We start from the raw sequence: 25,921 nt of genomic DNA, 5'->3' as shown, positions 1-25,921 counted from the left end.
CCCTAAACTGTCCCTCCGGCCCGGTGGACAGAGCGCGGTGGACAGGAGGACCACGACGGTGGCGACGGTGCCCGGCAGCGGCTACGCGGACCCCACCGCGGACGTGCTCGCGGAGGCGGCCGCGGCCTTCGGGCTGCTCGCCTCGCCCGCCCGGCTGCACATCGTCTGGGCGCTGGCCCAGGGCGAGAGCGATGTCACGGGCCTCGCCGAGCGGGTCGGCGGCGCGCTGCCCGCGGTCAGCCAGCACCTCACGAAACTGAAGCTGGCCGGCCTCGTCCGCTCCCGCCGGGAGGGCCGCCGCCAGGTGTACCTGGTCGACGACCCCGACGTCGTCGACGTCGTACGCCTGCTCGTCGGCCGTCTCACCGCCCGCACCACGAGCGCCGAAGTCCCGGCCCCCCGACAGCTCCATGGCCTCTGAGGGCGAGGCAGCCACCTCGCTGCAGGTGCTGCGCCGGCTGGACACGGGACCGCGCGGGCTGACCGAGGCCGAGGCCGCGGCCCGGCTCACCGATCTCGGCGCGAACTCCCCGCCCCTGCCGCACACCGCCTCCTGGCCGCTGCGCTGCGCCCGTGCCCTGCGCGACCCCTTCACCGCCGTCCTCCTCACCCTCGGCCTGGTCTCCGCCCTGGTCGCCTCCTGGGGCACGGCCGTCGTCATCCTCGCGCTGGTCGCCGTCAGTTGCGGACTGCGCGCCGCGGGCGAACAGCGCGCCGACCGCTCGCTGGCCGCCCTGCGCGAACTCGTCGCCGGCACCGCCACCGTGCTGCGCCGGGCCGGCCCGGAAGCGGAGCCACGTCCGCGTGAGGTCCCGGTCGCCGACCTGGTCCCGGGCGACGTCGTCCGGCTCGGCCCCGGCGACCTGGTCCCGGCCGACGTACGGCTGCTGCGCGCCCGTGGGCTGACCGTGCACCAGGCCGTGCTGACCGGCGAGTCCGTGCCGGTCGCCAAGGCCGCCGCCGACGTCCCGGCCGCGGCGGCCTCGGGGCCCTTCCAGGAGCCGTACCTCTGTTTCCAGGGCAGCGGGGTCGCCTCGGGCAGCGCCACGGCGGTGGTCGTGGAGACCGGGGAGCGGACCCGGTTCGCCGCCGCGCAGTGCGTCGCGGGCGGGCGACGGGAGGCGAGCGCCTTCGACCGGTCCGTGCACGGCATCTCGTGGGTGCTCATCCGCTTCATGCTGCTCACCCCGCCGCTGGTCCTCATGGCCAACGCCGCCCTGCGCGGCCGCGGTCTCGAGACACTGCCCTTCGCGGTCGCGGTCGCCGTCGGGCTCACCCCCGAGATGCTCCCGGTGATCGTCACCACCTGCCTGGCCCGGGGCGCCGCGCTGCTGGCCCGCGCCCACCGGGTCGTCGTACGACGGCTGCCCGCCCTGCACGACCTGGGCGCGGTCGACGTGCTCTGCCTCGACAAGACCGGAACCCTCACCCAGGACCGGCCCGTCGTGGAACGCGCCCTCGGACCCGACGGTGCCGACGACCCCGAAGTGCTGCGCTGGGCGGCCGTCGGCGCCTGGTGGACCCTGCAGCTCGCCGAACTGCCCGTCCCCGACGCCCTCGACGAGGCCCTCCTCACGGCCGCCGGGCCGGTCGGGGAGGAGTACGACGGCGTCGGCGCCGTCCCCTTCGACCCCGGGCGGCGCATCGCCACCGCCGTCGTCGCCGGCCCCCTCGGCACCCACGTCCTCGTCACCAAGGGTGCCGCCGAGGACGTACTGGACCGCTGCGACCTCGACCCCGCCGAACGCGAGCGCCTCCTCGCCCTCGCCGCCCACGAGGCCGGCGCCGGGCTGCGGGTCCTCGGTGTGGCCACCGCCCGGCGCCCGGCCCGCACCCGCCCCCGCGCGGCCGCCGACGAGTACGGCCTCACCTTCCGCGGCCTGGTCACCTTCCGCGACGCCCTCGCACCGGGCGCGGCCGAGGCCCTGCGCGGCCTCGCCGGCCTCGGGGTCAGCGTCCGTGTCCTCACCGGCGACCACCCGTCGACCGCCGCCCGCGCCTGCCGGGACCTCGGCCTGGCCGCGGGACCGGTGGCCGTGGCCGGTGACCCCCTCGACCCGGACGCCGTCGTCGTCGCCCGCTGCACCCCCGAGGACAAGGCCCGGATCGTCGCCGGGCTGCGGGCCGCCGGGCACACCGTCGGATTCCTCGGGGACGGCGTCAACGACGTGCCCGCCCTGCGCGCGGCCGACGTCGGGATCGCGCCGCGAACGGCCGTGGACCTCGCCCGCGAGACGGCCGACGTGGTGCTGGCCGACAAGGACCTCGGCGCGATCGGGCACGCCGTCACCGCGGGCCGGCACAGCAGCGCCAACATCGCCTCCTATCTCCGGGTCACGCTCTCCTCCAACCTCGGCAACGTCATCGCGATGCTCGCCGCCGGCCTGCTTCTCCCCTTCCTGCCGATGCTCCCGGTCCAGGTGCTGGCCCAGAACCTCTGCTTCGACGCCGCCCAGCTCGCCTTCGCGTACGACAGGCCCGGACCTGCGGCCCTGCGCCGCCCGACCGTGCTGCGGCCGCGTGCCTTCCTGCGGTTCATCACCGGCTTCGGGGTGCTCAACGCGGTCGCCGACCTCGCCACCTTCGGCGTCCTCGGGCTCGCCCTGCGCGGCCCCGACGCCCTCGACGACGAGGCCGTCTTCCACTCCGCCTGGTTCACCGAGAACCTGCTCACCCAGGCCCTGGTGATGTTCCTGCTGCGCTGCGGCACCCGCTCCGGGCCCGTCGGCCGCGCCGCCGCCGTCCTCGCCGCCGTCGGCCTGCTGCTGCCGCCCGGCCCGCTGGGCGCGGCCCTGGGCATGACCGGCCTGCCGCCCGCCTACTACGTGCTGCTCGCCGCCGTCCTGGGGCTGTACGCCCTGGCGCTGCGGACGGTTCGGGCGGTGCGGGCACGCCACGACCGGCGGTAGCGATGGCGGGCCGGGTCCGGGGGGCGTTTCTCCCGCCGGGTTGTACAGTTGCGCAATGTAGCAATCGTCGCTGCTCGGCCGGGGCGCATGCAGCGCCCTCCGTCGGCACGGAAAAACGTGAGAAAGGGAGGGGGCGGTCATGCTCCGCAACGGACTCGAACCCTGGCATCTGCTGGTCGTCGCGATCGTCTTCATCGTGCTCTTCGGTTCCCGGAAGCTGCCCGACACCGCCCGCGCCCTGGGCAAGTCGATGCGCATCCTGAAGAGCGAGGCGAAGGCCATGAAGACCGACGACACGGCCGCGGCGGCGCCGGTGGAGCCGACGTCGGTACAGATGGCGGCGGAGCCGGCCGCGGCCGCCGCGCAGCCGGAGCCCAGGACGGTCGGCGAGCCGACCGTCTCCGCGAGCTGACCCCGCCCCGGCGTCAGTCCTCGTCCCCCTCGAAGAAGTCCCCGATCTCGTCGACCACCTCGGCCGCCACCATGCCACCGACCACCCCGAGCGCGAGGCCCGCCGCACCGGCGGCGACCGCCGTGCCGAGGCCCGGTCCGGAGCGCGGGTGGCCGTCGTGGTGTCCGCCGTAGTGGTGCGCCCCGCAGTGGAGCCCTCCGCCGTGGTGCTCGCCGTGGCCGTATGCCGCGTGGGCGCCGTAGGCCTCCCGGTGGGCGATCAACTGGCGGATCCAGCCGTCGACCTCGCTGCTCCAGTCGAGGGTGCGGGCGTCCTCGTGGTGGACCGTGAAACGGGTCAGCGCGTCGTGCCCGGCGGAGAACAGGCCACCGCGCTTGTCCGCTTCCAGGACCACCTCCAGGCCGGCGGGGGAGGCGAGGAAGGTCAGCTCGACCTCGGTGACCGCGTGCGCGTACTGCGGCGCCGGGGCCAGCTCGACCTCCTGGTAGAACGGCAGGTGCTGGCCGGTGCCGCCGATCCGGCCGTACTCCAGGTCCGCTGAGCGGAAGCCGAAGCCCAGCCCGCCGAGGGCCTCGAGGACCGCCTCCTGGACGGGCAGCGGCCCGACGGTGAGCGGGTCCAGATCGCTTTTGTCCCGGGCGCCGGCCACCCCGACCTCCGTGCGCACCCCGAGCAGGATGCCCAGCGGCTGGCCGTGCAGCTCGGTGACCGGTGTCTCCCACGGCACCGGCACGCTGAACGGAACCTCCCGCTCCTCCTCCGCGCCGAGCCGGAAGCCGCCGCCCACGGTGAACCGCTCGAAGACGACCGCGCCCTCGCTCTCGCTCTCCTCGTGCTCCGCCTCGACGCGCGCGAGCAGCTCGAGTCCGATGTGCTCGACGTCCACCGCCGCCGAGCCGCCCTTCAGCCACACCCGCCCCGACAACACCCCGCCGGGCACCACCGCGCCACCGTCGAGCACCGTGTCCACCGAGGGACCGCCGACCCCGATCGCCCCCAGCAGCCGTTTGAACACCATGAAGCCGCCGCTCCTTCGCCGTACTCGTCACGCACACCCCGGCCGGCCACACGCCGTCCGGCTGCCCGGTGAACTCACGACAACGGCAAAGAAGTTCCCAAGTCACCTGTTCGGGGGAGCGCGCCTCGACAGGGCGCCGGGGGAGTCCCCGGCCGAAGGCCGGGGACGCGGCGCGCCGAGCTCCCCGGACATACCGGAGGAGGCGGACGGAAACCCATCGGCCCGCCTCCTGCGGTATGTGTCAGACCGCTTCCGCACCCTCGCCGAACCCCTGCGCCGCCGCCCGCGCGGCCTTGCGCCGCTTGCGCCGGCTCACCCGGGGCTCCTGGTCCGGCAGCCAGCCGAAGATCAGGCAGCTGCCGACGGCTCCGAGGAGGAGGCCGACGAAGAAACCGCCCAGGTTGGAGGTGACCCAGCTGCCCAGGGAACACAGCATGCCGAGGATGGAGTAGAAGAGGCGCTGTCCGGGGCTGAAGAGGGTCAGCAGGCCGCACAGCACCATGATCACCGGCAGCAGGTATCCGACCACACCCTGCATGCCGACATGGATGATGACGTCCAGCGAGGCCTTCTCGGTGAGCAGGATCCATCCGCCGCCCAGGGTCAGCAGCAGCCCGCCCAGGAACGGCCGACGGGCCCGCCAACCGCGGAAGGCGGGCCGCCACCCCTGAGGTGGAGTGTCTGTGCCGGACATCAGCAACCCGTGTCGCTGAAGCTGAGTTTCAGGCCGGGAAGCGTGAACGTCCCGGCGGTCGTCTTGTAGTTGGTCTGCCGCAGGTTGTCGATGTGCACGGTGTCGGCCTGCTGGCTGAAGACGCCCGCCGGTCCCTGGACCCCGGCCTTGTCGAGGGTGCTCGCGTCGTTGCCGATCTCGATGTTGTTGAAGGATGCGTCGCCCGACAGCAGGGTCGAGTCCGTGGTCAGACCGGTCGCCTGCACCTTCGACGAGCCGCTGCCCGCCTTGATGAGCAGGTTGGTGCCGCCGAGGTCGACGCTCTGGCACAGGGAGTCCAGAGTCGCCTTCTTGATCGCGGAGGTGACGACCAGCACATCGCCGCCGGTGTCACCGGCGTTCGGGCTGTCCTTGATCATGTGGTCGAGCGCACCGAACTGCTCGAAGCCGGTGCCGTCGAGCGACTTGGCGGTGACCGTGAAGGGCATACCGGAGATGTACAGCGACACCCCCAGCGCCCCCTGCGCGGTCAGGACCGCGAGCCCCGCGAGGCCCAGCGCGGCCGGCACGGCCATCACGGCGGCCCGGCGTGCCCGGACCCGTCCGCGTCTCGGTGCCCCTCCGGTGTCCCCGGTGGTGTCTGGTGTTTCGGAAAGAGAACCGCTTCCCGGGTTCTCAGGCGTGTCGTCGGCGGACGGAACGTCCGGGGACTCGGCCATGTCTGCTCCCATGCATTAGTCACGCGGGTTGGGCTTCAGTGGCACGTTGTCCTGGCGCGGACAGCGGCTGCCGCGCACGCCTCCTCACAACTCCCGGCGGGTGCAAGGGCTTTCTCGTTACGCAGCAGTAGCCAAGCCGCAAGTTACCGGCGGTTACTTTTCAGGGTCAAGACAGTTGTGAAAAAAGGGTGTTGAATTCGCGTCAATTGTGTTCCGACCATGCATTCCCATGATCGAATGCTCAACTCCCTTGCTCGGCCTTGACGTTGACGGCCAATCAGGTCTACAACTCTCCCTGGTTTCCATCGGATCCGTGGCGCCGGATCCGCCGAGCGGCATCGACCGCTTCCCGGCCTCTTCGATCACCGCTCCGCTCAGCGGCGTCGGCTCGGTCGCTTCCCCCCAGGGACCGTGCCCGAACGCCTCTTGACCGGCCCGGCCGGAGGCCTAACCCCCCCCAGGCTTTCGGCCGGTGTCCGGCCTGGCTGCCGTTGCCGGCCCGTCACGTACGGAGAAGGCGTGACGAGCCGGCAACGGCCGACGCCGCATTCGCGCGCCCCGGAACCCCCCATCTCACCCCACGCAGAACCCCCCTAGGAAAGAGGCACCCGCATGCGTACGCGTAACCTCCTCGCTCTCGCCGGTACGGTCGTCGCCCTCTCGGTCGCGGCCACCGTCCCGGCCTCCGCCGACGGCGCCGTGCTCACCACGGGCAGCGCCGGCGGCACCGCCGTCGCGGTCGGCGACACCCTCAGCGCGTCGCTGGCCGGCGGCACCACCGCCACCCTCTACTCCAGCGCCACCAGCACCAGCGGCATCACCTGTGCGGCCTCGACCTTCACCGCGACGGTCACCGACAACCCGGCCGCCTCCGGCACCGCCACCGAGTCGGCCGGCGCGCAGACCTTCAGCAGCTGCACCAGCAACGTGACCGGCGTGACCGGGGTCTCCAGCATCACGGTCAACAACCTGCCGTACACCACCACGGTCTCCTCGGACGGCACGGTCGCGGTCACCCCGCCGAGCGGCTCGACCATCCAGACCACGGTGAAGCTGACCACCCTCCTGGGCAGCATCACCTGCGTCTACCAGGCCCCGAGCCTGGCCGGTACCAGCTCCAACACCGACAACAGCCTCGCCTTCAGCAAGCAGGCGTTCACGAAGTCGTCCGGCTCCATCCTGTGCCCCTCCGCCGGCTACTTCACCGCCAAGTACGCCCCGGTCAGCGACAACGGCGCCCCCGTCTTCGTCAACTGACCCCCTAACACAGGCCGTCAGCGTCGACGCAGACGCAATGCCAGGGCGGCGCCGCCGGTGAGCACCAGCACCGCCGCGGCGCCGCCCGCCAGCAGTGGCGCCGACGGGCCCGAACCGGGGTCCGTGTCGGAGGCCACCGGAGTGCTGTCGGCGGTGGTGGGCCCGGTCGTCGGGGAGACCGGGGTCGCCGCCGCCGTCCGCTGTGCCCGCGAGGCATCGCTCTCCGAGGCGCCGGGAGCCGGTGTCCTGGTCGGTCGTGGCGTCGTGCCCGCGGTCGCGCCGCCGTCCTTCTGGCCGCCCTGCGCCGCGCCCTTCGCGGCCTCCTTCTCCGGCGCCTTCTTCGCCGTGAACACCACGTCGGAGCATGAATAGTAGGTGTCCGGCGTGCTGCTGGTCTGCCAGACGGTGTACAGCACCTGACGGCCCGTCCGGTCGGCCGGCAGCGCCGCGGTGAAGTGGTACGCACCGTTCGTCAGCGGCGGGTCCTTGAACTCCGCGAAGGGCTGCGCGGGCAGCTCGGACCACGTCAGCGGCTTCGCCGGGTCGTATCCGGGCTTCGTCAGGTACAGCTTGAACGTGCCGGAGTGCGCGATCGTCGCGGCGTACGTCATCGTCATCCGGGCGCCCGGGGCCAGTTCGGTCGCGGGCCAGTCCGCGCGCGCCAGGTCGAGCCCCTTGTACGCCGGCAGGCTGCCGCCGCACAACCTGCCGTCCGGAATCACCTGCCGGTCCCGGCCGTTCACGCCCGCCACCCGGATGTCGTCCCACGCGACGAAGTTCTGTCCGCTCGCCGCGATCGCCGCCCTGCAGGCCGCCGTCGCGGCACTGCCGCCGCTCGGGGAGCAGCCGTAGGCCCGGCTCACGGGATAGGTGGGCGCGCCGTGCGCCCGGGCGGACCCCGCCGCCCACGACAGGAGCAGGAGCGGGGCCGCGGCGGCGGCTCCCGCGACTCTCAGGCGGGTGGTCGTCCGGGTCATGCGGGACGTCTCCTCGGCGGGCGCGGGTAGGGGGTTCTGCCGCATTGAGTACGGAAAGCGGCGCCGCGCCGTTCAACGCGGTTGGTCACGGGGCCGGTCGACATGCGGGCCAACGGATGGATCGTCCGGTTTGCCGACTTTCCGGGCGCCATTGAGAACCAACCGCGCGGCTCGTATCGTGTCGATCACCGATGGCCGCCCGGTCGACCGCGGCGCTTCCGGAAACCGGCGCGAACACGAGGGAGGAGCGCGTTCTGATCCCGTGCGTTCGTGCACTGCGGGCCCCTGTTCACGTGTCCCCACGCTCGCCCCGCACGTGTCCGGCACCAGGTCCCGCACAGTTGCCTCCCGTTGCCGCACGGTGAGCTATCGTGTGCGTGGGGTGAAAAACAAACCGCATGCCCCGTCGGTTTGGCAGCCCAGACGTCGTTGAAGCCGTGCAGTACCGAAGCCGTGAAGGAGCATCGAGTCGATGGCGAGGCAGCTACGCGCGGAGCAGACCCGCGCCACGATCATCACGGCCGCCGCCGACCTCTTCGACCGGCACGGCTACGAATCCACCAGCCTGAGCGAGATCGTCGAACACGCGAAGGTCACCAAGGGGGCGCTCTACTTCCACTTCGCCGCCAAGGAGGACCTGGCGCACGCCATCATGGAACTCCAGTCCCGCACCTCCGGCCAGCTCGTGCGGGAGATGGACAGCCGCGGCTACTCCTCGCTGGAAGCCCTGATGCGTACCACGTTCGCGATCGCACGGCTCTCCGTGGACGGCCCGATCCCGCGGGCCGGCCTGCGCCTCGCCACCGCGGACGTCACCGTACGGCCGCCGCTCAGGCACCCGTTCACCGAGTGGCTGGAGTTCGCGACCCGCAAACTCACGAGCGCCGTGAAGGAGTCCGACATACACCCGGACATAGACGTCGGCGCGGTCGCGCACTCCCTGGTCTGCTTCTTCGTCGGCACCCGGGTCGCCGGCCGCAACCTGGAGCCGGTGGGGCGGCTGCCGCGCAGGGTCGCCGAGATGTGGCACCTGATGATCCGCAGCCTGGTCCCGGTGCACCGGCGGGCCCGCTACCTGACCCTCGCCACCCAGCTGGAGCGCGAGATCAGAACCGCCTGACAGGTGCTGTGCGGTGCGGCGGAGCCGGGCGGCCCGCGCGATAGCGTGGCGCTCATGCCCGACTCCGCCCAGCCGCCCGTGATCCTCGGCACCACCGGCCCGTTCCCGCACAGCGTGCTGGCCGAACGGCACCCCGCGATCATCCGCCAGGTGCGGGACGCCTTCCCGTACGGCCCCGAGCAGCACCGCGCCCTCGACGCGCTGCTGCACAACTGCACCGAGGGCGTGATCGAGCCCCTGCCCGCCGACGCGGGCGACTGGCGCGACTGGGGTCTGGACGCCCACATCGGCCGGTCCTGGTTCGACGTGCCGTGGCTGTGGTCGGAGAGCTACTTCTACCGCAGACTCCTCGACGCCGTCGGCTACTTCGGCCCCGGCCCCTGGCAGGGGATCGACCCCTTCCGCCCCTTCAAGCTCGCCGAACTCGACGCCAAGGAGACCGACGAGGAACTGGCCGCGCTCGACGACCTCGGCGACGACCCGGACCGCGCCCTGCTGCACGGCTCCCTGTGGGGCAACCGCGCCGACCTCGGCTTCCGGCTCTCCGCCGCCGAGTCGGGTGAGGCCGTCGCCGCCCTGGTCGCCGACGACAGCGCCGCCCTGTGGCCGCTGCTCCACGGCGGCGGCACCCTGTGCCTGGTCGCCGACAACGCGGGCCGCGAACTCGTCCCCGACCTGCTGCTCATCGCCCACCTCCTGGACACGCACCGCATCGCCCGCGCGGTCCTGCACATCAAGCCCTGCCCGTACTACGTCTCCGACGCCACTACCACCGACGTGCTCGACGCCCTGCGCAGGCTCATCGCGGCCCCGGGCGCCGCCGCCGGTTACGGCCGTACCCTCTGGTCGGCGATGGCCGACGGCCGCCTCACCGTGCGCGCCCACCCCTTCTCCTGCGCCCCGCTGCCGTACGCCGAGATGCCGGGCGACCTGCGCGCCGAGTTCGCCTCCGCCGCGCTGACGATCTTCAAGGGCGACCTCAACTACCGCCGTCTGGTGGGCGACCGGCTCTGGCCGCCGACCACCCCCTTCGCCGACGTCACCGCCTGGTTCCCGGGCCCGGTGGCCGCGCTGCGCACCCTCAAGTCCGACGTGGTCACCGGCCTCTCCGCGGACACCGAAGCGGCCCTGGACGCGGCCGAGGGGGAGCACTGGCGCACGGCCGGCACCCATGCTTTGATCCAGGTCAACCCAGGTGCATCGGCAGCGACTTGAGTCCGTTGATGAAGTTGGACACGAGCCGCCCGGCGGGGCCGGCCGGCTCCAGGACGGCCGGGGCCTGCGCGTAGAGCGTGCGCAGTTGGAGCCGGGCGAAGTGGGCGCCCAGGCAGACGTGCGGCCCGTCCCCGAAGGACACGTGCGGGTTCGGCGCCCGGGTGAGGTCGAGGCGGTCGGGCCGGGTGAAGGCCCGCTCGTCACGGTTGGCCGAGGCGTGCAGCACGACCACCTTGTCGCCCTCTCCGATGCGCCGGCCGCCCAGCTCGGTGTCCCGCGCGGCGGTACGGCGGAAGGTCAGCACCGGGGGATGCCAGCGCAGCAGCTCGTCCACCGCGCTGTCCGGGGCCGCCTTTCCCGCACGCAACAGGTGGTAGGAATCCGGGTGTTGGGCCAGCGCCAGCAGTCCGCCGGGGGCGGCCGAGCGCACCGTGTCGTTGCCCGCGACGGTCAGCAGGAAGAAGAACATCTCCAGTTCGCCGTCCGCGAGTCCGGCGTCGTGGGCGAGGGCCGTCATGACGTCGTCGGCCGGGTGCCGGCGCTTGTGCGCAGCAAGTTGCCGGGCGTACCCGAACATGTCCCGGAGCATCGCGGGCGACCGCGGATTCACCGGCCTGCCTTCTCCGTCGAGCGTCCCGGGACCGCCCTCGTCCGGGTCCTGGTAGCCGATCACCCGCTGCGTCCAGTGCAGCAGCAGCCCCCGGTCGCTCTCCGGGACACCCAGCAGATCGGCGAGGTTGAGCAGCGCGTACTCGTCGGTGACGGCGGCGACCAGGTCCACGGTGCCGTCCCCCGCCCGCGCCGTCGCCAGCGCCCCGGCGAACAGGGTCCGCGCCCGCTCCCGCACCGCGGCCGCGAAGCGCTCGATCCGCCCCGGCGTGAAGGCGCGGCTCACCGAGCGCCGCAGCCGCCCGTGGTGCGGCGGATCCTGGTTGAGCATCATGCGCCGGATGAACGGCAGGTCCTCCGGGTCAGGATCCCGGATCTGGGTCGCGCCGAGCCGTGACGAGTACGTCCCCGGGTCCTTGAGCACCCGCACCACGTCCGCATGCCGTGCCACCGCCCAGAACCCCGGGCCGGCCGGCCAGCCCAGCACCTCCGGCTCCCGTTGCCAGGACACCGGGTGATGGTCGCGCAGGACGCGGTAGTCGGCGTACGGCACGGTGACCGCGTACCGGCGCGGATCGAACACATCGGGTACGGGCGGGGCTTCACCGCCGCCGACGGAGAGGGTCATGCGACCACGGTGGCCCGTGCGGCGGGGCCGGGCAAGACGGGCCGCAGCAGGGCGGCAGCCCGAAGGTGCGCTCCGCGCACGCCTCGCGGGGGCCCTGTCCGCCCGGAATTCCCGGATTTCCGTCCCGGTTCACGCGATGGTGTGATCATGTGGCGCGCGGTGGATGGCCCTTGTGACGCTCGGGTAGGGCCCCGGCCATGACGCAGCCGTTCGAACTCCCGCACTTCTACATGCCGTATCCCGCGCGGCTCAACCCGCACCTGGAGGAGGCCCGGGCCCATTCCACCGAGTGGGCCCGCGAGATGGGCATGCTGGAGGGGTCCGGGATCTGGACCCAGGCCGACCTGGAGGCACACGACTACGGCCTGCTGTGCGGCTACACCCACCCCGACTGCGACGGCCCCGCCCTGTCGCTGATCACCGACTGGTACGTGTGGGTGTTCTTCTTCGACGACCACTTCCTCGACATGTACAAGCGCACCCAGGACCGCGCCGCCGGCAAGGCCCACCTCGACCGGCTTCCGCTGTTCATGCCGCTGGACCCGGCGCAGCCGGTGCCGGAGCCGCAGAACCCCGTCGAGGCGGGCCTCGCCGACCTGTGGGCGCGCACGGTGCCGTCGATGTCGGTCGACTGGCGGCGGCGCTTCTCGGTCGCCACCGAGCACCTGCTGAACGAGTCGATGTGGGAGCTGTCCAACATCAACGAGGGGCGGATCGCCAACCCCGTCGAGTACATCGAGATGCGCCGCAAGGTCGGCGGCGCCCCCTGGTCGGCCGGGCTGGTGGAGTACGCGACGGCCGAGGTGCCCGCCGTCGTCTCCGGCGCACGGCCGCTCAGGGTGCTCATGGAGACCTTCGCCGACGCCGTGCACCTGCGCAACGACCTGTTCTCCTACCAGCGCGAGGTGGAGGACGAGGGCGAGAACAGCAACGGTGTCCTGGTCCTGGAGACCTTCTTCGACTGCACGACGCAGGAGGCCGCCGACGCGGTCAACGACATCCTCACCTCCCGCCTCCACCAGTTCGAGCACACCGCGCTCACCGAAGTCCCGGCTCTCGCCGCCGAGAAGGGCCTCACGCCCGACCAGGCCGCCGCGATCGCCGCCTACACCAAGGGTCTCCAGGACTGGCAGTCCGGCGGCCACGAATGGCACCTGCGCTCCAGCCGCTACATGAACCAGGGTGCCGTCCCCTCCTCGCCCTGGCAGCAGCTCTCCGGCCCCGGGACCGCCGCCGCGGACGTCGGCGCCTTACTGGCCGCGGCAGCCGCGGAGCGCCTGCGCGCCTACACTCATGTGCCCTTCCAGCAGGTCGGCCCCTCCCTCCTGCCCGACTTCCACATGCCGTACGAGGTCGAGCTCAACCCGCACCTCGACGCCGCCCGGCCCCGGCTGGCCGCCTGGATGCACGGCACCGGCATGCTGTCCGAGGGCGTCTGGGACGAGGACCGGCTCGCCGCCGCCGACCTCGTGCTGTGCGCCGCCGGCCTCGACCCCGACGCCGGACCCGAAGAACTCGACCTCAGCGCCCAGTGGCTGGCCTGGGGCACCTATGCCGACGACTACTACCCCCTCTGCTTCGGCGTCCGGCGCGACCTGGCCGGTGCCCGGCTCGCCACGGCCCGCCTCTCGGCCTGCATGCCCCTCGCCGACGAACCCGTACCGGTGCCGGCCACCGGCATGGAACGCGGCCTCGTCGACCTGTGGGCCCGCACCACCGCCGGGATGGGCCCCGAGGACCGGCTCGCCCTCAGGGAGTCCGTCGACCGGATGACCGAGAGCTGGCTGTGGGAGATGTCCAACCAGCTCCAGCACCGGATCCCCGACCCGGTCGACTACCTGGAGATGCGCCGGTCCACCTTCGGTTCGGACCTGACCCTGAGCCTGGCCCGCCGCGGCCACGGCCCCGCGATTCCCCCGGAGGTGTACCGCAGCGGCCCGGTGCGCTCCCTGGAGAACGCCGCCATCGACTACGGCATGCTCGTCAACGACGTCTTCTCCTACCAGAAGGAGATCCAGTACGAGGGCGAGCTGCACAACGCCGTCCTCGTCGTGCAGAACTTCTTCGGCGTCGACTACCCGACCGCGCTCCACGTCGTCCACGACCTGATGACCCAGCGGATGCAGCAGTTCGAACACGTCGTCGCAAGCCAACTGCCGCTCGTGTGCGACGACTTCGAGCTGTCCGCCGAGGCGCGCGAGGCCATGGACGCCTACGTCCGCGACCTGCAGAACTGGATGGCCGGCATCCTCAACTGGCACCAGCACGTCGACCGCTACCAGGCGGACCACCTCGCCCGCCGGGCCCACGGCTTCGTCCCGGACCGCCCCCCGCTCGCCCCGGTGCTCCCGGTCGGCTGACGACCCCCGTCGCGCGGCTCCCTACCGGAGGGAGGCGTGCAGACCCCGGGCCCGCTCGGCCTGCGCCAGGTCGCCGAGCCGCTCGAACTCCGCGGCCAGCCCGAGCAGCGGTGCCGGATCGAGGTCCGTGCCGCTGCCGGGACGCAGCAGCAGGCTCTGGTCCACGAACATGTTGTCCAGGCTGCGGATCAGCGCCACCCGGGCGAGCTCGGGCATTCCCTGCTCGGCCGCCAGCCGCACCCACGTGGACAGCGGCTCGGCGGCCGGGTCGCCGGGGACCTCGTGCCGTACCGACTCCCACAGGGGCGGTCGGGGGTGCGGGTCGAGCAGGTCGTAGGCGCCGCCTTCGTCCGCGTTCAGCAGGAGGAAGTCGGGCTCGGTGCGCAGCAGGGCCGTGTGCAGCATGCCGAGCAGTTCGATGGGGGAGCGGTCGGGCAGGCCCAGGGCCGACCGGAGTTCGGCGCGCTCCTCGTCGATGCCGTGGTACTCGCGGATCTCCTCCTCGATCTCCGCCACGCGCGCCAGGATCGCCGTCCCGCCGTCCGCCGGAGACAGGTGCAGGAGGTCACGCCAGCCCGGCAGGCCGATCATGATCTCCAACGCCTCGTCGACGGACGACCCTATGATCCCGGCCGAGCCCTCCGAGTCCGCGTACAGCAACGAGCCGTCCGCGCAGACGAAATAGGTGCCGCCGGTGCCGCTTCCCGCCACCGCTTCCAGCGGGCCGCCGGAGGCGAGACGAACCGGCTCGGCATGGCCGTGGACGGCCCGGTCCAGGTCGAAGTCAAAGGGATACGCCGCGAGTTCGGCCAGGCGGCGGTGTTGCCGAAGCAGCCGCAGACAGTGATCGGTCATGTCACAGAACGTAACAGCCGCCACTGACAACGAGGTCCGACGACAACGAGGTCCGACGACGACGAGGTCCGACGACGACGAGGTCCGACGACGACGGGGTCCGACGACAACGAGGTCCGACGACGACGAGGTCCGACGACGACGGGGTCCGACGACGACGGGGTCCGACGACAACGAGGTCCGACGACGACGAGGTCCGACGACGACGGGGTCCGACGACGACGGGGTCCGACGACAACGAGGTCCGACGACAACGAGGTCCGACGACAACGAGGTCCGACGACAACGAGGTCCGACGACCACGGGGTCCGACGACCACGGGGTCCGACGACCACGGGGAGCGTGGCGGCCCGGCGCGGGGCGGTCTCGGCAGGACCGTCCTTCCCGCCGTCCCGCCGTCCCGCCGTCCCGCCGGTAGGGTGGCGTGTTCGTTGTGCCGGCCGGAGATACGGAGCGATGGATCACGCATGGATGCTGAAGGCGACGGCAGCCGGACGGCCGCCCGCGACTTCGAGACGCTCCGGATCCGACGGGTGTCCGGCTCCGCCACGGGCGTGAACTCTGTTGTGGCCGAAGCGGTTCCGGCTCCGGGTGAAGGTTCAGGCGCCGAGCGGTCTTCCGGTCTCATGAAGTCCAGCGCTCTGATGGCGGCCGGCACCCTGGTTTCCCGTCTGACCGGTTTTCTGCGCACTCTGGTCATGGGGGCCGCGCTGGGTGTGGGAACGCTCAACGACACCTATCAAGTGGCCAACACGCTCCCCACCATGATCTACGTGCTGGTCGGCGGAGGAGCCCTCAACGCGGTCTTCATCCCGCAGTTGGTGCGGTCGATGAAAGAGGACTCCGACGGAGGTGCCGCGTACGCCAACCGTCTCATCACCCTGGTCGTCACGTTCCTCGGCTCGGCGACCCTGATATGTGTCGTGGCGGCGCCGGAGTTCATTCGCGTCATGTCGCCCTCGATGGCCACTCACCCCGACCAGATGCGGGTCGCCGTCGCCTTCACCCGCTACTGCCTGCCCACCATGTTCTTCATGGGGATGCACGTGGTGATGGGTCAGATCCTCAACGCCCGGGGGCGGTTCGGCGCCATGATGTGGACGCCCGTCCTGAACAACATCCTGATCATCGCCGCCTTCGGGTCGTTCGCGTGGGTTTTCGGCACGGCCTCGCGCTCGGGAATCTCGGCATCGACGATCACACCGCAGGGAATACGGCTGCTCGGTGTCGGCACTCTTCTGGGGCTGGCGGTTCAGGCACTGGCCATGGTCCCCTACCTGCGCGACTCGGGATTCCGGACCCGCCTCCGCTTCGACTGGCGTGGCCATGGCCTCGGGAAGGCTCTCGGCCTGGCGAAATGGACTTTCCTGTTCGTGCTCGTCAATCAGGCCGGCATGGTCGTCGTGACGCGCCTTGCCACCGCGGCCGGCGCGACCGCGGAGAAGACCGGACACCCCGGCACCGGCATCACCGCGTACAACTACGCGCTTCTCCTCTGGCAGATGCCGCAGGCCATCATCACCGTCTCCGTGATGACAGCCATTCTTCCCCGCATCGCCCGCGCGGCCGCCGACGGCGATCACGGAGCGGTCCGGGACGACATCTCACAGGGCCTGCGTACGTCAGCGGTCGCCATCGTTCCCTGTGCTTTCGCGTTCCTCGCTCTCGGGGTGCCGCTGATCCAACTGCTCTACGCCGGAGCCGGGGAGGAAGGAGCCCGCAACATCGGCTTCGTTCTGATGGCCTTCGCCCTGGGGCTGATCCCCTACTCGGTGCAGTACGTGGTACTGCGCGGGTTCTACGCCTACGAGGACACCCGGACGCCCTTCTTCAACACCCTCGTCGTCGCGCTCGTGAACGCCGCCGGATCCTTCGCCGCCTATCTCCTGCTCCCCGCGCGGTGGGCCGTGACCGGCATGGCCCTCACTTACGGCCTGGCCTATGTCATCGGCGTCGGCGTCGCCTGGAAACGGCTCCGCGGCCTACTCGGCGGTGACCTCGACGGCCGTCGGGTCGTTCGCACCTACGCCCGTCTCGTCGGGGCCGCCCTTCCCGCGTCCCTGGCGGCCGGATCCGTCGCCGGCTGGCTGATGACAGCGATTCACACCCCCGCTGTCGCCGCGCTCACGGCACTCGCCGTCGGATCGACCGTACTGATCGCTCTGTTCGTCCTTCTCGCGCGCTTGATGCGCATCAGCGAAGTCGACGCCATGGTGAACATGGCGCGGGCTCGTCTCGGCCGCTGAACGACACGGCCGGCCGGGAGCCCGACGACGGGCCCCGCCTGACGCCGACGCGCGCGCCCGCTCGTCAGTCTCACTCGTTCGTGTCTCGTCGCGCCCGCGTGCGCCGGGTAGAGCTCGGGGTGGAGGCGAACCATGGAACAGACCGCATTGCGTCCCAAGCCGATCCCAGGTCAGGAGCGCGGGGACAGCCCCCCACCCGACCCGGCCCGCCGTCCGCACGCCGCGCGCCGCCGCGGCCGCCATCTCAGGACCCTGCTGTTCGGAACGTTCGTCGGCACCGTCCTGGTGCTGTCCGGGATCGGCCTCGGCACGGTGGGCGCCACGGTGATCGGCATGAGCAGGCTGGCCGAACTGCGGCAGCAGACCCCGCCGCCGGCCCCGACCCACGCGCCCCCGGCCACTCCGACCCCCTCGCCGACGCCCGCCGCGACCCTGGGCCTGGAGGCCGTCGACGCGGAGAAGGTGGGCGCGCTCGTGGTGGGCGTCCATGTGCCGGGGCCGGGCTACACGGCGGGGCTGGTCAGGGGCGACGTGCTGCTCCAGTTCGGCGGCACCCGGATCGACAGCGCGGCCGACCTGGTCCGGGCGGTGACCGACGCCCGGCCGGGGAAGGAGGTCAGACTCACGGTGCGGCACGCGAGCGGGGGCTACCAGCAGCTGACCGTGGTGCCGGGCGTCGTCGTCTGAGACACCCACACGGACGCGCCCCAAAGGGGCGCGGGGAACGGCCCGAGCAGCCACAACTCACCCGCACCGGCACCACAACCGCGAATCACCACAATGGCTTCGCCCGAACCGGCTCGCGCACCCCCGCCGCACCCGGCAGGATGCTCCCGGAGGCACCCTCACCCGCGCAAGGAGGCCCTGGATGACCGGCACCGCCGCCCCCTTCACCGCCGGCGACTACAAGTCCCGCATGACGCGCGCTGCGCACACCGCGGCGGACGCCGGGCTCGCCGGTCTTCTGATCGCCCCCGGCCCCGACATGGTGTGGCTCACCGGCTACACCCCCACCGCGGTCACCGAGCGGCTCACCCTCCTCGTCCTGGTTCCCGGCAGGGACCCCGTGCTGGTCGTCCCCACCCTGGAGGCCCCCGACGCCGAGAAGGCCGACGGCGCGGCGGTGCTGACCCTGCGGGACTGGACCGACGGCACCGACCCCTACGCCGTGACCGCCGGGCTGCTCGCCGAGGACGGCCGCTTCGGTATCAGCGACAACGCCTGGGCCATGCACCTGCTGGGCCTGCAGCGGACACTCCCCGACACCTCCTACGCCTCCCTCACCGACGCGCTCCCCATGCTCCGCGCCGTCAAGGACGCGGCCGAGCTCGACCTCCTCGCCGCCGCCGGAGCGGCCGCCGATGCAACGTTCGAGGAGATCCGCAAGGTTCCCTTCGCCGGCCGCCGCGAGTCCGACGTCGGCCACGACCTCGCCGACCTGCTGCGCCGCTTCGGCCACGAACAGGTCGACTTCACCATCGTCGGCTCGGGGCCCAACGGCGCCAACCCGCACCACGAGGTCGGCGACCGGGTCATCCAGGACGGCGACATGGTCGTCCTCGACTTCGGCGGCCTCAAGGACGGCTACGGCTCCGACACCACCCGCACCGTGCACGTGGGCCCGCCGACCGCCGAGGAGCGCGAGGTGCACGACATCGTGCGCGCCGCCCAGGAGGCCGGCTTCCGGGCCGTACGCCCCGGCGCCGCCTGCCAGGAGGTCGACCGGGCCGCCCGCGCGGTCGTCGCCGACGCCGGGTACGGCGAGTTCTTCATCCACCGCACCGGCCACGGCATCGGCGTCACCACGCACGAGCCGCCGTACATGATCGAGGGCGAGGAGCAGCCGCTGGTGCCGGGGATGTGCTTCTCCGTGGAGCCCGGCATCTACCTGCCCGGCCGCTTCGGCGTGCGGATCGAGGACATCGTCACGGTGACCGCGGAGGGCGGCCGTCGTTTCAACAACACCACCCGCGAGATGGTTGTCGTGGGCTGACCCACCCGGCCCCGGCACCACCGCCCGCCCCTACCCCATCCCGAACGGCAACGGCGCGATCCATGACCCAGGCTCCGACTCCCACCGCGGACACCGTCCGTCGACTGGTCCGTTCGCTGCTCAAGGAGAGCGCGGACGACGCCTCGGGCCCCGACGTGCGGCCCGTCGCGGAGGGCGGTGGACACTCCACCTGGTGGGTCGGCACCCGGCACGTGCTGCGCCTCGCCCCCGACCGGGAGGCCTCCGTCCGCCAGCGCCGCGAACTGCGGCTGCGCGACCTGATGCGGCCGCATCTGCCGGTCGCGGTCCCGGCCGGGGTGGCGACCGGCGAGTGGGCGCCGGGGCTGACGTACACGCTGGACACCGTGATCCCCGGCGGTACGGCCGAGGAGCACGACGTCTCCGCGGTGGGCGAGGCGGACCTGGCCGGGCTGCTCACCGGGCTCCGCGAGGTGCCGGTACGGCAGGCCGAGACGCTCGGCGTGCCGCGCACCCCGCCGCGGTCCCTGGAGGCGCTGCGCAGGATGGCGGTGCCCGCCGCCGAACGGCTCGCCGCCGCCGACGAGTTCGACCCGTCCCGGCTGCTCCAGCTGACCCCGCCGGGCGCCGCACAGCTCGCCGCCCAGCCCGGTACCGCCGTGCTGGTCCACCACGACCTCAAGGGCGAGCACCTGGTGGTCAGCGCCGACGGCAGGGTGCGCGGCGTCCTCGACTGGACCGACGCGGCGGTCGGCGACCCCGCCGAGGACATCGCCGGGCTCGCCCTCGCGGTCGGCTCCGGCGCGGCCGTCCGCGCGGCCACGCTCGCCGGCTACGGCGCCCGGCCCTGCCTGCGCGGCCTGTGGCTGGCCCGCTGCGACACCGTCGTCCGGCTCACCGACCGCCTCGAAGGCCGCGGCGACAGCCCCCTGCCGCTGCTGCGCACCCAACTCCGGCGCGCCTGGGAGACGATCCTGCTGGAACGGGTGACGGAACTGCGCGAGGACACCGGGGGCACCGAGGACGACGAGGAGCTGTAGCGGGCCGCCCGGAGCAGGAGCCGGGCCGGGGTCAGGCCTGGGTGAGCACCACGCACGACTCGCCCGGCACCCGCAGCATCCCGTCCGGGTCCGGTGCCGCCACGGTGTCCCACGCGGCCAGCACCTCCACCCGCCCGGTGCCGAGCGGGATCGCGGCCGGCTCCGTGCCCAGGTTCACCGCCACCCGAACGTCCCCGCGCCGGAACGCCAGCCAGCGTGCCGCCTCGTCGTACGCCACCTTGGTGTCGGCGAGATCGGGATCGGTGAGGTCCGCCTGCTCACGGCGCAGCGCCAGCAGGCGCCGGTACCAGGCCAGCACGCGCGCGTGCGGCTCGCGTTCCGGTTCCGACCAGTCCAGGCAGGAGCGGTCCCGGGTGGCGGGATCCTGCGGGTCGGGCACGTCCTCCTCGGCCCAGCCGTGCGCCGCGAACTCCCGCCGCCTGCCGCGGCGTACGGCCTCCGCGAGGTCCGGGTCCGTGTGGTCGGTGAAGAACTGCCAGGGGGTGCCGGCCGCCCACTCCTCGCCCATGAACAGCATCGGTGTGAAGGGCGCGGTCAGGCTCAGCGTGGCGGCGCAGGCCAGCAGGCCGGGGGAGAGGGACGCCGAAAGCCGGTCGCCCTGGGCGCGGTTGCCGACCTGGTCGTGGGTCTGGGTGTAGCCGAGCAGCCGGTGCCCGGCCACCCGCGCGCGGTCCAGCGGGCGGCCGTGCCGGCGGCCGCGGAAGCTGGAGTACGTGCCGTCGTGGAAGTAGCCGCCGGTGAGCGTCTTGGCGACGGCGGCGAGCGGGGCGCGGGCGAAGTCGGCGTAGTAGCCCTGGGACTCGCCGGTCAGCGCGGTGTGCAGGGCGTGGTGGAAGTCGTCGTTCCACTGCGCGTCCAGGCCGAACCCGTGCTCCGCGCGCGAGGTGATGACCCGCGGGTCGTTCAGGTCGGACTCGCCGACCAGGAAGAGCGGCCGGCCCGACTCGGCCGCCAGGCCGGCCACGGCGGACGACAGTTCCTCCAGGAAGTGGCACGCGCGCGTGTCGCACAGGGCGTGCACCGCGTCCAGGCGGAGCCCGTCGATCCGGTAGTCGCGCAGCCAGGCCAGCGCGCTGCCCACCAGGTACGCGCGCACCTCGTCCGACCCGGGCGCGTCCAGGTTCACCGCCGAACCCCAGGGCGTCTGGTGGGCGTCCGTGAAGTAGGGCCCGAACGCGGGCAGGTAGTTGCCGGAGGGGCCGAGGTGGTTGTGCACGACGTCCAGGACGACACCCAGACCGAGTTCGTGGGCCCGGTCGACAAAGCGCTTCAGTGACTCGGGGCCGCCGTACGGCTCGTGCACCGCCCACAGCGAGACGCCCTCGTACCCCCAGCCGTGCCGCCCGGGGAACGGGCACAGCGGCATCAACTCCACGTGCGTGACCCCCAGTTCCCGCAGGTGGCCGAGGCGGGCGGCGGCCGCGTCCAGGGTGCCCTCGGGGGTGTACGTGCCCACGTGCAGCTCGTAGAGGACCGCGCCGGGCAGCGCGCGCCCCGGCCAGGCGGCCCGCCACTCGTGGCGCTCGTGGTCGACGACCGCGCTGAGCCCGTCGGGCCCGTCCGGCTGGCGGCGCGAGCGCGGGTCGGGCAGCACCGGGCCGTCGTCCAGCGCGAACCCGTAGCGGGTGCCGTCCTCGGCCGCCGCCTCCCCGGTCCACCACCCGGACCGGTCCGGGTCGCGCTCCAACGCGCGCTCGGCGCCGTCGCAATGGAGCGTCACACGGTCTGCCTGCGGTGCCCACACCTCGAACTGCACGGACGGTCCCCTTCGTCTGGCTCATCGTGAGGTAGTACGTCCATCGTGCCGTGAAAAGAGATCAATCCGCTTTGAATCCCGGCTTTGCGGAACGGGTGTCGCCGTCCGTACGCGCGCGGGACGGCCGTTTCCCCGTTTTCTGGACACCCGGGGTTCACTGACCCAGAATCGGCAGCGTGACGTCGTCCTTCGAGTTCCACACCTACCCCGCGCGGCTGTCCGACGCGGAGCGCGACAAGGCGCTGAGCCTGCTGCGTGACGGCGTCGCCATGGGACGGCTGTCGCACGACACGTTCGTGCGCCGCATGGAGCTGGCACTCGCCGCCCGCCGCGCCGACGAACTCGCCGCGCTCACCGCCGACCTGCCGCAGGAGAACCGCTTCGCGCGCCTGCTCTTCGGCACCGTCGAGGCCGTCTCCGGCTTCACCGTACGGCTGCGCCGGGCCTGGCAGGCCGAGCGGCTGCCCAAGCTGCTGCTTCCGCACCCGGGCAACGGTCATCCGCTGCGTATCGGCCGCGACCCCGCCAGCGGGCTGCGGCTCAACCACGAGACCGTCTCACGGGTGCACGCCGAACTCCGCCACCAGGGCGGCCTCTGGGTCCTCAGGGACCTCGGCTCCACCAACGGCACGACCGTGAACGGCCGCAGGGTGACCGGCGCCGCCGTCGTCCGCGAGGGCGACCAGGTCGCGTTCGGCCGAATGGCGTTCCGGCTCGCGAGCGACTGAACCGCGGGCCCGTCCGCCGCCACCTGGCCGTGTCCCGTGCGATGGCCGAAAAGTGATTCTCCGTCGCGGTGTTGACGTACCCCGCAAGTCGTGACTGACTGTGCGTGAACCGTGCACACCATGTGAATCGACGGCACCGCTCTGTGGAGGTGTGACCTGCCGCCCCTCCTCCAGTACCCGTCCGTCGACGAGCTCGCCTCGCGGGCGGCCGCGCTGGTCGCCGACCGCCCCCGGGACGCCCGGCTGCGCAGGGTGGGGACCTCCCGCGCGGGCACCCCGATGTGGCTGCTTTCCATCGGTCACGGCACCCGGCACGTCCTCGTCGTCGCGGGCCCGCACGCCAACGAACCCGTCGGCGGCGCCACCGTGCTCCGTCTCGCCGACCGGCTCCTCGCCGACCCGAGGCTCACCGAGGACGCCGACGTCACCTGGAACCTGCTGCTGTGCCTGGACCCCGATGGCGCACGGCGCAACGAGGGCTGGCTGGCCGGGCCGTACACCCTGGGCCACTACTTCCGGAACTTCTTCCGGCCCGGCTTCCTGGAGCAGCCCGAGTGGCTGCCCGACGGGGCGGAGGCCGCCGCGCTGCCCGAGACCAGGGCCCTGCTCCGCCTCCAGGACGAGCTGCGGCCCTTTCTCCAGTGCTCGCTGCACGGCGTCGACGTCGGCGGCGGCTTCGTCGAGCTGACCCGCGAGCTCCCCGGCCTCGACCGGCGCCTCGCGCACACCGCGACCCGGCTCGGCATCCCCCGCGAACTCGGCGCCTACGACACCCTGTACTGGCCCGCCCTGGGCCCGGCCGTCTACCGCGTCCCGCCGCCCCGCCGGGGTGACCTGGCGGCCGCCATCACCGAGGCAGCCGTCGAGTCCACCTGGTTCCACCCCTACCGGCACGGCACGGTCACCGCGATCGTCGAGGCGCCCATGTGGGGCGTGGCCGCCGTCCAGGACGGCACACCGCCCGCCGACCGGGACGCGGCGCTGCGCTCGGTGAGCCGGACGCTACGGCGCGACACGGAGCTGCTGGACGGTGTCCTGGCCCGGATCCGGCCGCAGCTGTACGCGGCGCCGGACGCGGCCCGGCTGCTCGCGCCGGTCGACGACTACCTGCTGGTCCGCCCCGGCCTCGCCGACGCCTGGGACCCCGACGCGGGCGCCGGCAGCGCCCGCCCGCTGCCCCCGCTCAGCTCCGCCCACCTGGCCGCCCTGCGCATCGCCGGGCGCCGGCTGGTCCTGCGCACCGCCGGGATGCTGCACCAGCTGCTGCGCAGCACCGGCCACGACCCGGCCGCCGCCCTGCCCGACCTGGACCGGCTGATCGACATCTGGTGCGCGGACTACCACGACGTCCTCGGCGCGCGCTGGATCGCGGTCGCACGCCAGGCGGAGTACCAGACGAGGGTGGTCCTGAGCGCCTTCGAACTGGCACGCCGCCACGCGCGCGTGACGGCCCGATCGGGTGAGCCGGACTGGGGAACCGCGTCCGCCGTGCCGATGCACGGGGAATGACACATCTCAGCAAAGCGACAGCGGCCTGCGGTGCCCTGCTGGCCGCGGCCGCCCTCCTCGCCGCCGGCCCGGCCCAGGCCGCGCCAGCCGCGACGCACGGCGGCGACTACCTGTACCTGACCGTCACCCAGGGCGAGAACCAGTCGGACGACGCGCACGGCGCCGTCCTGCTGTGCGACCCGCCCCAGGGGTACGCGCACGCGGCCGAGGCCTGTGCGGAACTCGCCGCGTCGGGCGGTGACATCGCCCGCATCACCCCGGCCAAGGACGCGATGTGCCCGATGGTCTACGCCCCGGTGACCGCCCAGGCGCGCGGGCAGTGGAACGGCAGGCCGATCGAGTACCGCGAGACGTTCCCGAACGCCTGCCAGATGGCGGCCAGGACCGGACCGGTCTTCGCCCTCGACGACTGAGCCCGAGGGCGGCGTGCGGCCCCCCGGGCCAGGACCCGGCCCCGGGCCTCACGCCGCCTGCTCACGCGCGTGCTGGGCGGCCGCCAGCACCGTCCTGGACTGATGCTCCACCTGGCGCTCCAGCGGCACCCAGCGGGCCTGGAAACGCTCGCCGTAGGCCTCGCACCAGGAGGCCACCAGTTCCTCCAGCCGCGGCGCCGCGCGGTCCTCCGCCTCCCGCAGCACCCGCAGCAGCATCGACGCGGCCCGCAACGGCAGCCGCCGTCCGAAGGCGTCCACGCTGCCGACGTACGCCATCGTGGTGTCGACCGGCGGCCGCTGGATCCAGTCCTCGGCCAGCCCTGGGATCAGCCCGAGCGCCCACCGGGCGGCCCGCAGCAGCGGCCCGTCCAGGCCGCCCAGGGCGTCCAGCCTGGGCAGCGCCTCGGCCAGCAGCCGCTCCACCTCCCGCGAGTCCCGCTGCAGCCGGAGCGCCAGCCGCCGCATCGCCGCCGCGGGGGCCGGGTGCGGCGCCGGGTCGTCGACCAGGTCGCTCGCCCACATCGGCACCTCGACCACCGCGGTGAGACCGCCGTACCGGTGCGCGTGGTACCAGGTGCTGTGCCGTGCGTCGTCCGGCATGCTCGGGTACGCCACCCCCGTCTCCGGGCCCGGCATCACCCGCACCCCGGGCCCGGAGTGCGGCCAGCCCGCGGCGTCCGAGGCACCCGTCTCCACCGGGATGTGCAGCTCCGCGGCGGACTTGGCGAACGGTTCGGCGAGCCCCGGCACGTCCCTCGTCAGCTGCACCCAGCTGCCGCCCAGGTCGGTGCCGTGCAGGGTCACCTGGAGGTAGGGGCGCAGTTCGTCGATCACCCCGAGTAGGGCCCGGGTCTCGGGCGGCAGCCGGTCCGGCGGCAGCACCGACGGCGACCACTCCGGCTGCTCGGGGCCCGCCGGCCGGTAGAAGCCGAGGTGGTAGTCGAACAGGCTGCGCGGGGCCGGGGTGACGTGCAGGCTCGCCCCGTCCGGGTCCGCGCAGAGCAGGAAGTGCCAGGAGTTCGTCGCCCGCAGCTCCCGCTCGTTCAGCACGCGCTCGGCCAGTACCTGGAGGGTGCCGCCCCCGGTCGGCTCGTTGGCGTGGGCACCCGCGACCACCAGGACCGCCCGCCGGGCGTGTCCGACGGACAGCAGGTGCAGCGGTCTGCCCGCGCGGGATACGCCGATCTGCCGCAACGTGCACAGGCCGGGCCGGTGCGCGGCCAGCGCCCGGGCGGTGGCGACGAGTTCGGGAACACTGGGGTAACGCAGCTCCGGCAGGAGACTCACCCCCGACTTGTCCGCCCGGCTTCGCATTCCCCAGTCCCGCACGGCATAGGTGAACTGTCAAGAACCTCCCGGGGGAGGCTCCAGGGGGCGCCCAGAGGCATCTGCCGTCGGCCGGTGGGGCTTGTCGGCGCCGACAGGGGTGCGAAGCCACTACGGGGCGCGGAACGGCTCCGCGC

The 25,921-nt window shown here is 72.9% G+C and carries 22 protein-coding genes; 14 read left to right on the top strand and 8 right to left on the bottom strand.

Annotated elements, in window-relative coordinates; translation table 11 throughout:
* The first annotated feature begins 58 nt into the window (after nt 1–58).
* The 3 genes from BLW82_RS10205 to tatA all read left to right on the top strand — a co-directional run bounded on the left by BLW82_RS10205 (nt 59) and on the right by tatA (nt 3,321).
* Nucleotides 59–421 (top strand): ArsR/SmtB family transcription factor, encoded by a 363-nt coding sequence (locus BLW82_RS10205; protein ID WP_093498486.1) that lies wholly within the window; start codon nt 59–61, stop codon nt 419–421.
* Nucleotides 411–2,909: a magnesium-translocating P-type ATPase gene (mgtA, locus tag BLW82_RS10200; protein ID WP_093498485.1), complete on the top strand. Its 2,499-nt coding sequence runs from the start codon at nt 411–413 to the stop codon at nt 2,907–2,909. Before BLW82_RS10205 ends, mgtA begins: the two co-directional genes overlap by 11 nt.
* A 139-nt stretch (nt 2,910–3,048) precedes the next feature.
* Nucleotides 3,049–3,321 carry a Sec-independent protein translocase subunit TatA gene (gene tatA, locus BLW82_RS10195; protein ID WP_093498484.1) on the top strand — a complete coding sequence of 91 codons (273 nt, stop codon included), beginning with the start codon at nt 3,049–3,051 and terminating at the stop codon, nt 3,319–3,321.
* A gap of 13 nt (nt 3,322–3,334) precedes the next feature.
* Here the strand turns inward: tatA and BLW82_RS10190 are convergent, their stop codons facing one another.
* The 3 genes from BLW82_RS10190 to BLW82_RS10180 form a co-directional block, all read right to left on the bottom strand.
* Nucleotides 3,335–4,339, bottom strand: coding sequence for a sporulation protein (locus BLW82_RS10190; protein WP_093498483.1), 1,005 nt, complete (start codon nt 4,337–4,339; stop codon nt 3,335–3,337).
* Between the two features lie 241 nt (nt 4,340–4,580).
* Nucleotides 4,581–5,033, bottom strand: a complete 453-nt coding sequence (locus BLW82_RS10185) for a DUF6114 domain-containing protein (RefSeq protein ID WP_177232904.1) — start codon at nt 5,031–5,033, stop codon at nt 4,581–4,583.
* The gene (locus BLW82_RS10180; RefSeq protein WP_093498481.1) at nt 5,033–5,731 is read right to left on the bottom strand and encodes a DUF6230 family protein; all 699 of its coding nucleotides are present in this window, start codon (nt 5,729–5,731) and stop codon (nt 5,033–5,035) included. The genes BLW82_RS10185 and BLW82_RS10180 overlap by 1 nt, the downstream gene beginning before the upstream one ends.
* Nucleotides 5,732–6,343: 612 nt before the next feature.
* Between BLW82_RS10180 and BLW82_RS10175 the strand changes: the two genes are divergently transcribed.
* Complete coding sequence (locus tag BLW82_RS10175; RefSeq protein ID WP_093498480.1) at nt 6,344–6,988, top strand: Tat pathway signal sequence domain protein; 645 nt, start codon at nt 6,344–6,346, stop codon at nt 6,986–6,988.
* Nucleotides 6,989–7,005: 17 nt separating this feature from the next.
* Here the strand turns inward: BLW82_RS10175 and BLW82_RS10170 are convergent, their stop codons facing one another.
* On the bottom strand, nt 7,006–7,965 hold the full coding sequence (locus BLW82_RS10170; protein ID WP_177232903.1) for a lytic polysaccharide monooxygenase: 960 nt from the start codon (nt 7,963–7,965) through the stop codon (nt 7,006–7,008).
* Between the two features lie 472 nt (nt 7,966–8,437).
* Between BLW82_RS10170 and BLW82_RS10165 the strand changes: the two genes are divergently transcribed.
* Together BLW82_RS10165 and BLW82_RS10160 are read left to right on the top strand one after the other, a co-directional pair.
* On the top strand, nt 8,438–9,085 hold the full coding sequence (locus tag BLW82_RS10165; protein ID WP_093498478.1) for a ScbR family autoregulator-binding transcription factor: 648 nt from the start codon (nt 8,438–8,440) through the stop codon (nt 9,083–9,085).
* A 54-nt stretch (nt 9,086–9,139) separates the two neighbouring features.
* Nucleotides 9,140–10,300: a damage-control phosphatase ARMT1 family protein gene (locus BLW82_RS10160; RefSeq protein ID WP_093507975.1), complete on the top strand. Its 1,161-nt coding sequence runs from the start codon at nt 9,140–9,142 to the stop codon at nt 10,298–10,300.
* Here BLW82_RS10160 and BLW82_RS10155 read toward each other — a convergent pair.
* Complete coding sequence (locus tag BLW82_RS10155) at nt 10,272–11,537, bottom strand: cytochrome P450 (RefSeq protein WP_093498477.1); 1,266 nt, start codon at nt 11,535–11,537, stop codon at nt 10,272–10,274. The two genes, BLW82_RS10160 and BLW82_RS10155, sit on opposite strands and share 29 nt — an antisense overlap.
* Before the next feature lie 197 nt (nt 11,538–11,734).
* Between BLW82_RS10155 and cyc2 the strand changes: the two genes are divergently transcribed.
* A complete protein-coding gene (gene cyc2 / locus BLW82_RS10150) occupies nt 11,735–13,897 on the top strand; it encodes a germacradienol/geosmin synthase Cyc2 (RefSeq protein ID WP_093498476.1) in 2,163 nt (720 codons plus the stop codon).
* Nucleotides 13,898–13,918: 21 nt separating this feature from the next.
* On the opposite strand, the gene BLW82_RS10145 is transcribed toward cyc2, so the two are convergent.
* Nucleotides 13,919–14,752: a hypothetical protein gene (locus BLW82_RS10145; RefSeq protein ID WP_177232902.1), complete on the bottom strand. Its 834-nt coding sequence runs from the start codon at nt 14,750–14,752 to the stop codon at nt 13,919–13,921.
* A 431-nt stretch (nt 14,753–15,183) separates the two neighbouring features.
* On the opposite strand from BLW82_RS10145, the gene murJ reads away from it, so the two are divergent.
* The 4 genes from murJ to BLW82_RS10125 all read left to right on the top strand — a co-directional run bounded on the left by murJ (nt 15,184) and on the right by BLW82_RS10125 (nt 20,010).
* On the top strand, nt 15,184–16,998 hold the full coding sequence (murJ, locus tag BLW82_RS10140; RefSeq protein ID WP_256215741.1) for a murein biosynthesis integral membrane protein MurJ: 1,815 nt from the start codon (nt 15,184–15,186) through the stop codon (nt 16,996–16,998).
* A gap of 132 nt (nt 16,999–17,130) precedes the next feature.
* On the top strand, nt 17,131–17,685 hold the full coding sequence (locus BLW82_RS10135) for a PDZ domain-containing protein (protein WP_093498474.1): 555 nt from the start codon (nt 17,131–17,133) through the stop codon (nt 17,683–17,685).
* Nucleotides 17,686–17,866: 181 nt separating this feature from the next.
* Complete coding sequence (locus BLW82_RS10130) at nt 17,867–18,991, top strand: aminopeptidase P family protein (protein ID WP_093498473.1); 1,125 nt, start codon at nt 17,867–17,869, stop codon at nt 18,989–18,991.
* Between the two features lie 62 nt (nt 18,992–19,053).
* Complete coding sequence (locus tag BLW82_RS10125; protein ID WP_093498472.1) at nt 19,054–20,010, top strand: aminoglycoside phosphotransferase family protein; 957 nt, start codon at nt 19,054–19,056, stop codon at nt 20,008–20,010.
* Between the two features lie 31 nt (nt 20,011–20,041).
* On the opposite strand, the gene treZ is transcribed toward BLW82_RS10125, so the two are convergent.
* Nucleotides 20,042–21,787, bottom strand: a complete 1,746-nt coding sequence (gene treZ, locus BLW82_RS10120) for a malto-oligosyltrehalose trehalohydrolase (RefSeq protein WP_093498471.1) — start codon at nt 21,785–21,787, stop codon at nt 20,042–20,044.
* A gap of 176 nt (nt 21,788–21,963) precedes the next feature.
* Between treZ and BLW82_RS10115 the strand changes: the two genes are divergently transcribed.
* The 3 genes from BLW82_RS10115 to BLW82_RS10105 all read left to right on the top strand — a co-directional run bounded on the left by BLW82_RS10115 (nt 21,964) and on the right by BLW82_RS10105 (nt 24,437).
* Complete coding sequence (locus tag BLW82_RS10115) at nt 21,964–22,515, top strand: DUF1707 and FHA domain-containing protein (protein WP_093498470.1); 552 nt, start codon at nt 21,964–21,966, stop codon at nt 22,513–22,515.
* Between the two features lie 141 nt (nt 22,516–22,656).
* A complete protein-coding gene (locus BLW82_RS10110; protein ID WP_093498469.1) occupies nt 22,657–24,024 on the top strand; it encodes a M14 family zinc carboxypeptidase in 1,368 nt (455 codons plus the stop codon).
* Complete coding sequence (locus tag BLW82_RS10105) at nt 24,021–24,437, top strand: SSI family serine proteinase inhibitor (RefSeq protein ID WP_093498468.1); 417 nt, start codon at nt 24,021–24,023, stop codon at nt 24,435–24,437. Before BLW82_RS10110 ends, BLW82_RS10105 begins: the two co-directional genes overlap by 4 nt.
* 48 nt (nt 24,438–24,485) lie before the next feature.
* On the opposite strand, the gene BLW82_RS10100 is transcribed toward BLW82_RS10105, so the two are convergent.
* The gene (locus tag BLW82_RS10100; RefSeq protein WP_093507974.1) at nt 24,486–25,745 is read right to left on the bottom strand and encodes a M14 family zinc carboxypeptidase; all 1,260 of its coding nucleotides are present in this window, start codon (nt 25,743–25,745) and stop codon (nt 24,486–24,488) included.
* Nucleotides 25,746–25,921: the final 176 nt, after the last annotated feature.

Source organism: Streptomyces sp. Ag109_O5-10 (genome assembly GCF_900105755.1).
In the GTDB taxonomy this organism is placed as follows: domain Bacteria; phylum Actinomycetota; class Actinomycetes; order Streptomycetales; family Streptomycetaceae; genus Streptomyces.
This window is presented reverse-complemented; position numbering and strand designations above follow the sequence as displayed.

What these genes read in the sequence shown, in the direction of transcription:
- mgtA (WP_093498485.1), top strand. Translation starts at nt 411, where the DNA reads ATGGCCTCTGAGGGCGAGGCAGCCACCTCGCTGCAGGTGCTGCGCCGG.
- tatA (WP_093498484.1), top strand. Translation starts at nt 3,049, where the DNA reads ATGCTCCGCAACGGACTCGAACCCTGGCATCTGCTGGTCGTCGCGATC.
- BLW82_RS10190 (WP_093498483.1), bottom strand. Translation starts at nt 4,339, where the DNA reads ATGGTGTTCAAACGGCTGCTGGGGGCGATCGGGGTCGGCGGTCCCTCG.
- BLW82_RS10185 (WP_177232904.1), bottom strand. Translation starts at nt 5,033, where the DNA reads ATGTCCGGCACAGACACTCCACCTCAGGGGTGGCGGCCCGCCTTCCGC.
- BLW82_RS10180 (WP_093498481.1), bottom strand. Translation starts at nt 5,731, where the DNA reads ATGGCCGAGTCCCCGGACGTTCCGTCCGCCGACGACACGCCTGAGAAC.
- BLW82_RS10175 (WP_093498480.1), top strand. Translation starts at nt 6,344, where the DNA reads ATGCGTACGCGTAACCTCCTCGCTCTCGCCGGTACGGTCGTCGCCCTC.
- BLW82_RS10170 (WP_177232903.1), bottom strand. Translation starts at nt 7,965, where the DNA reads ATGACCCGGACGACCACCCGCCTGAGAGTCGCGGGAGCCGCCGCCGCG.
- BLW82_RS10165 (WP_093498478.1), top strand. Translation starts at nt 8,438, where the DNA reads ATGGCGAGGCAGCTACGCGCGGAGCAGACCCGCGCCACGATCATCACG.
- BLW82_RS10160 (WP_093507975.1), top strand. Translation starts at nt 9,140, where the DNA reads ATGCCCGACTCCGCCCAGCCGCCCGTGATCCTCGGCACCACCGGCCCG.
- BLW82_RS10155 (WP_093498477.1), bottom strand. Translation starts at nt 11,537, where the DNA reads ATGACCCTCTCCGTCGGCGGCGGTGAAGCCCCGCCCGTACCCGATGTG.
- cyc2 (WP_093498476.1), top strand. Translation starts at nt 11,735, where the DNA reads ATGACGCAGCCGTTCGAACTCCCGCACTTCTACATGCCGTATCCCGCG.
- BLW82_RS10145 (WP_177232902.1), bottom strand. Translation starts at nt 14,752, where the DNA reads ATGACCGATCACTGTCTGCGGCTGCTTCGGCAACACCGCCGCCTGGCC.
- BLW82_RS10135 (WP_093498474.1), top strand. Translation starts at nt 17,131, where the DNA reads ATGGAACAGACCGCATTGCGTCCCAAGCCGATCCCAGGTCAGGAGCGC.
- BLW82_RS10130 (WP_093498473.1), top strand. Translation starts at nt 17,867, where the DNA reads ATGACCGGCACCGCCGCCCCCTTCACCGCCGGCGACTACAAGTCCCGC.
- BLW82_RS10125 (WP_093498472.1), top strand. Translation starts at nt 19,054, where the DNA reads ATGACCCAGGCTCCGACTCCCACCGCGGACACCGTCCGTCGACTGGTC.
- BLW82_RS10105 (WP_093498468.1), top strand. Translation starts at nt 24,021, where the DNA reads ATGACACATCTCAGCAAAGCGACAGCGGCCTGCGGTGCCCTGCTGGCC.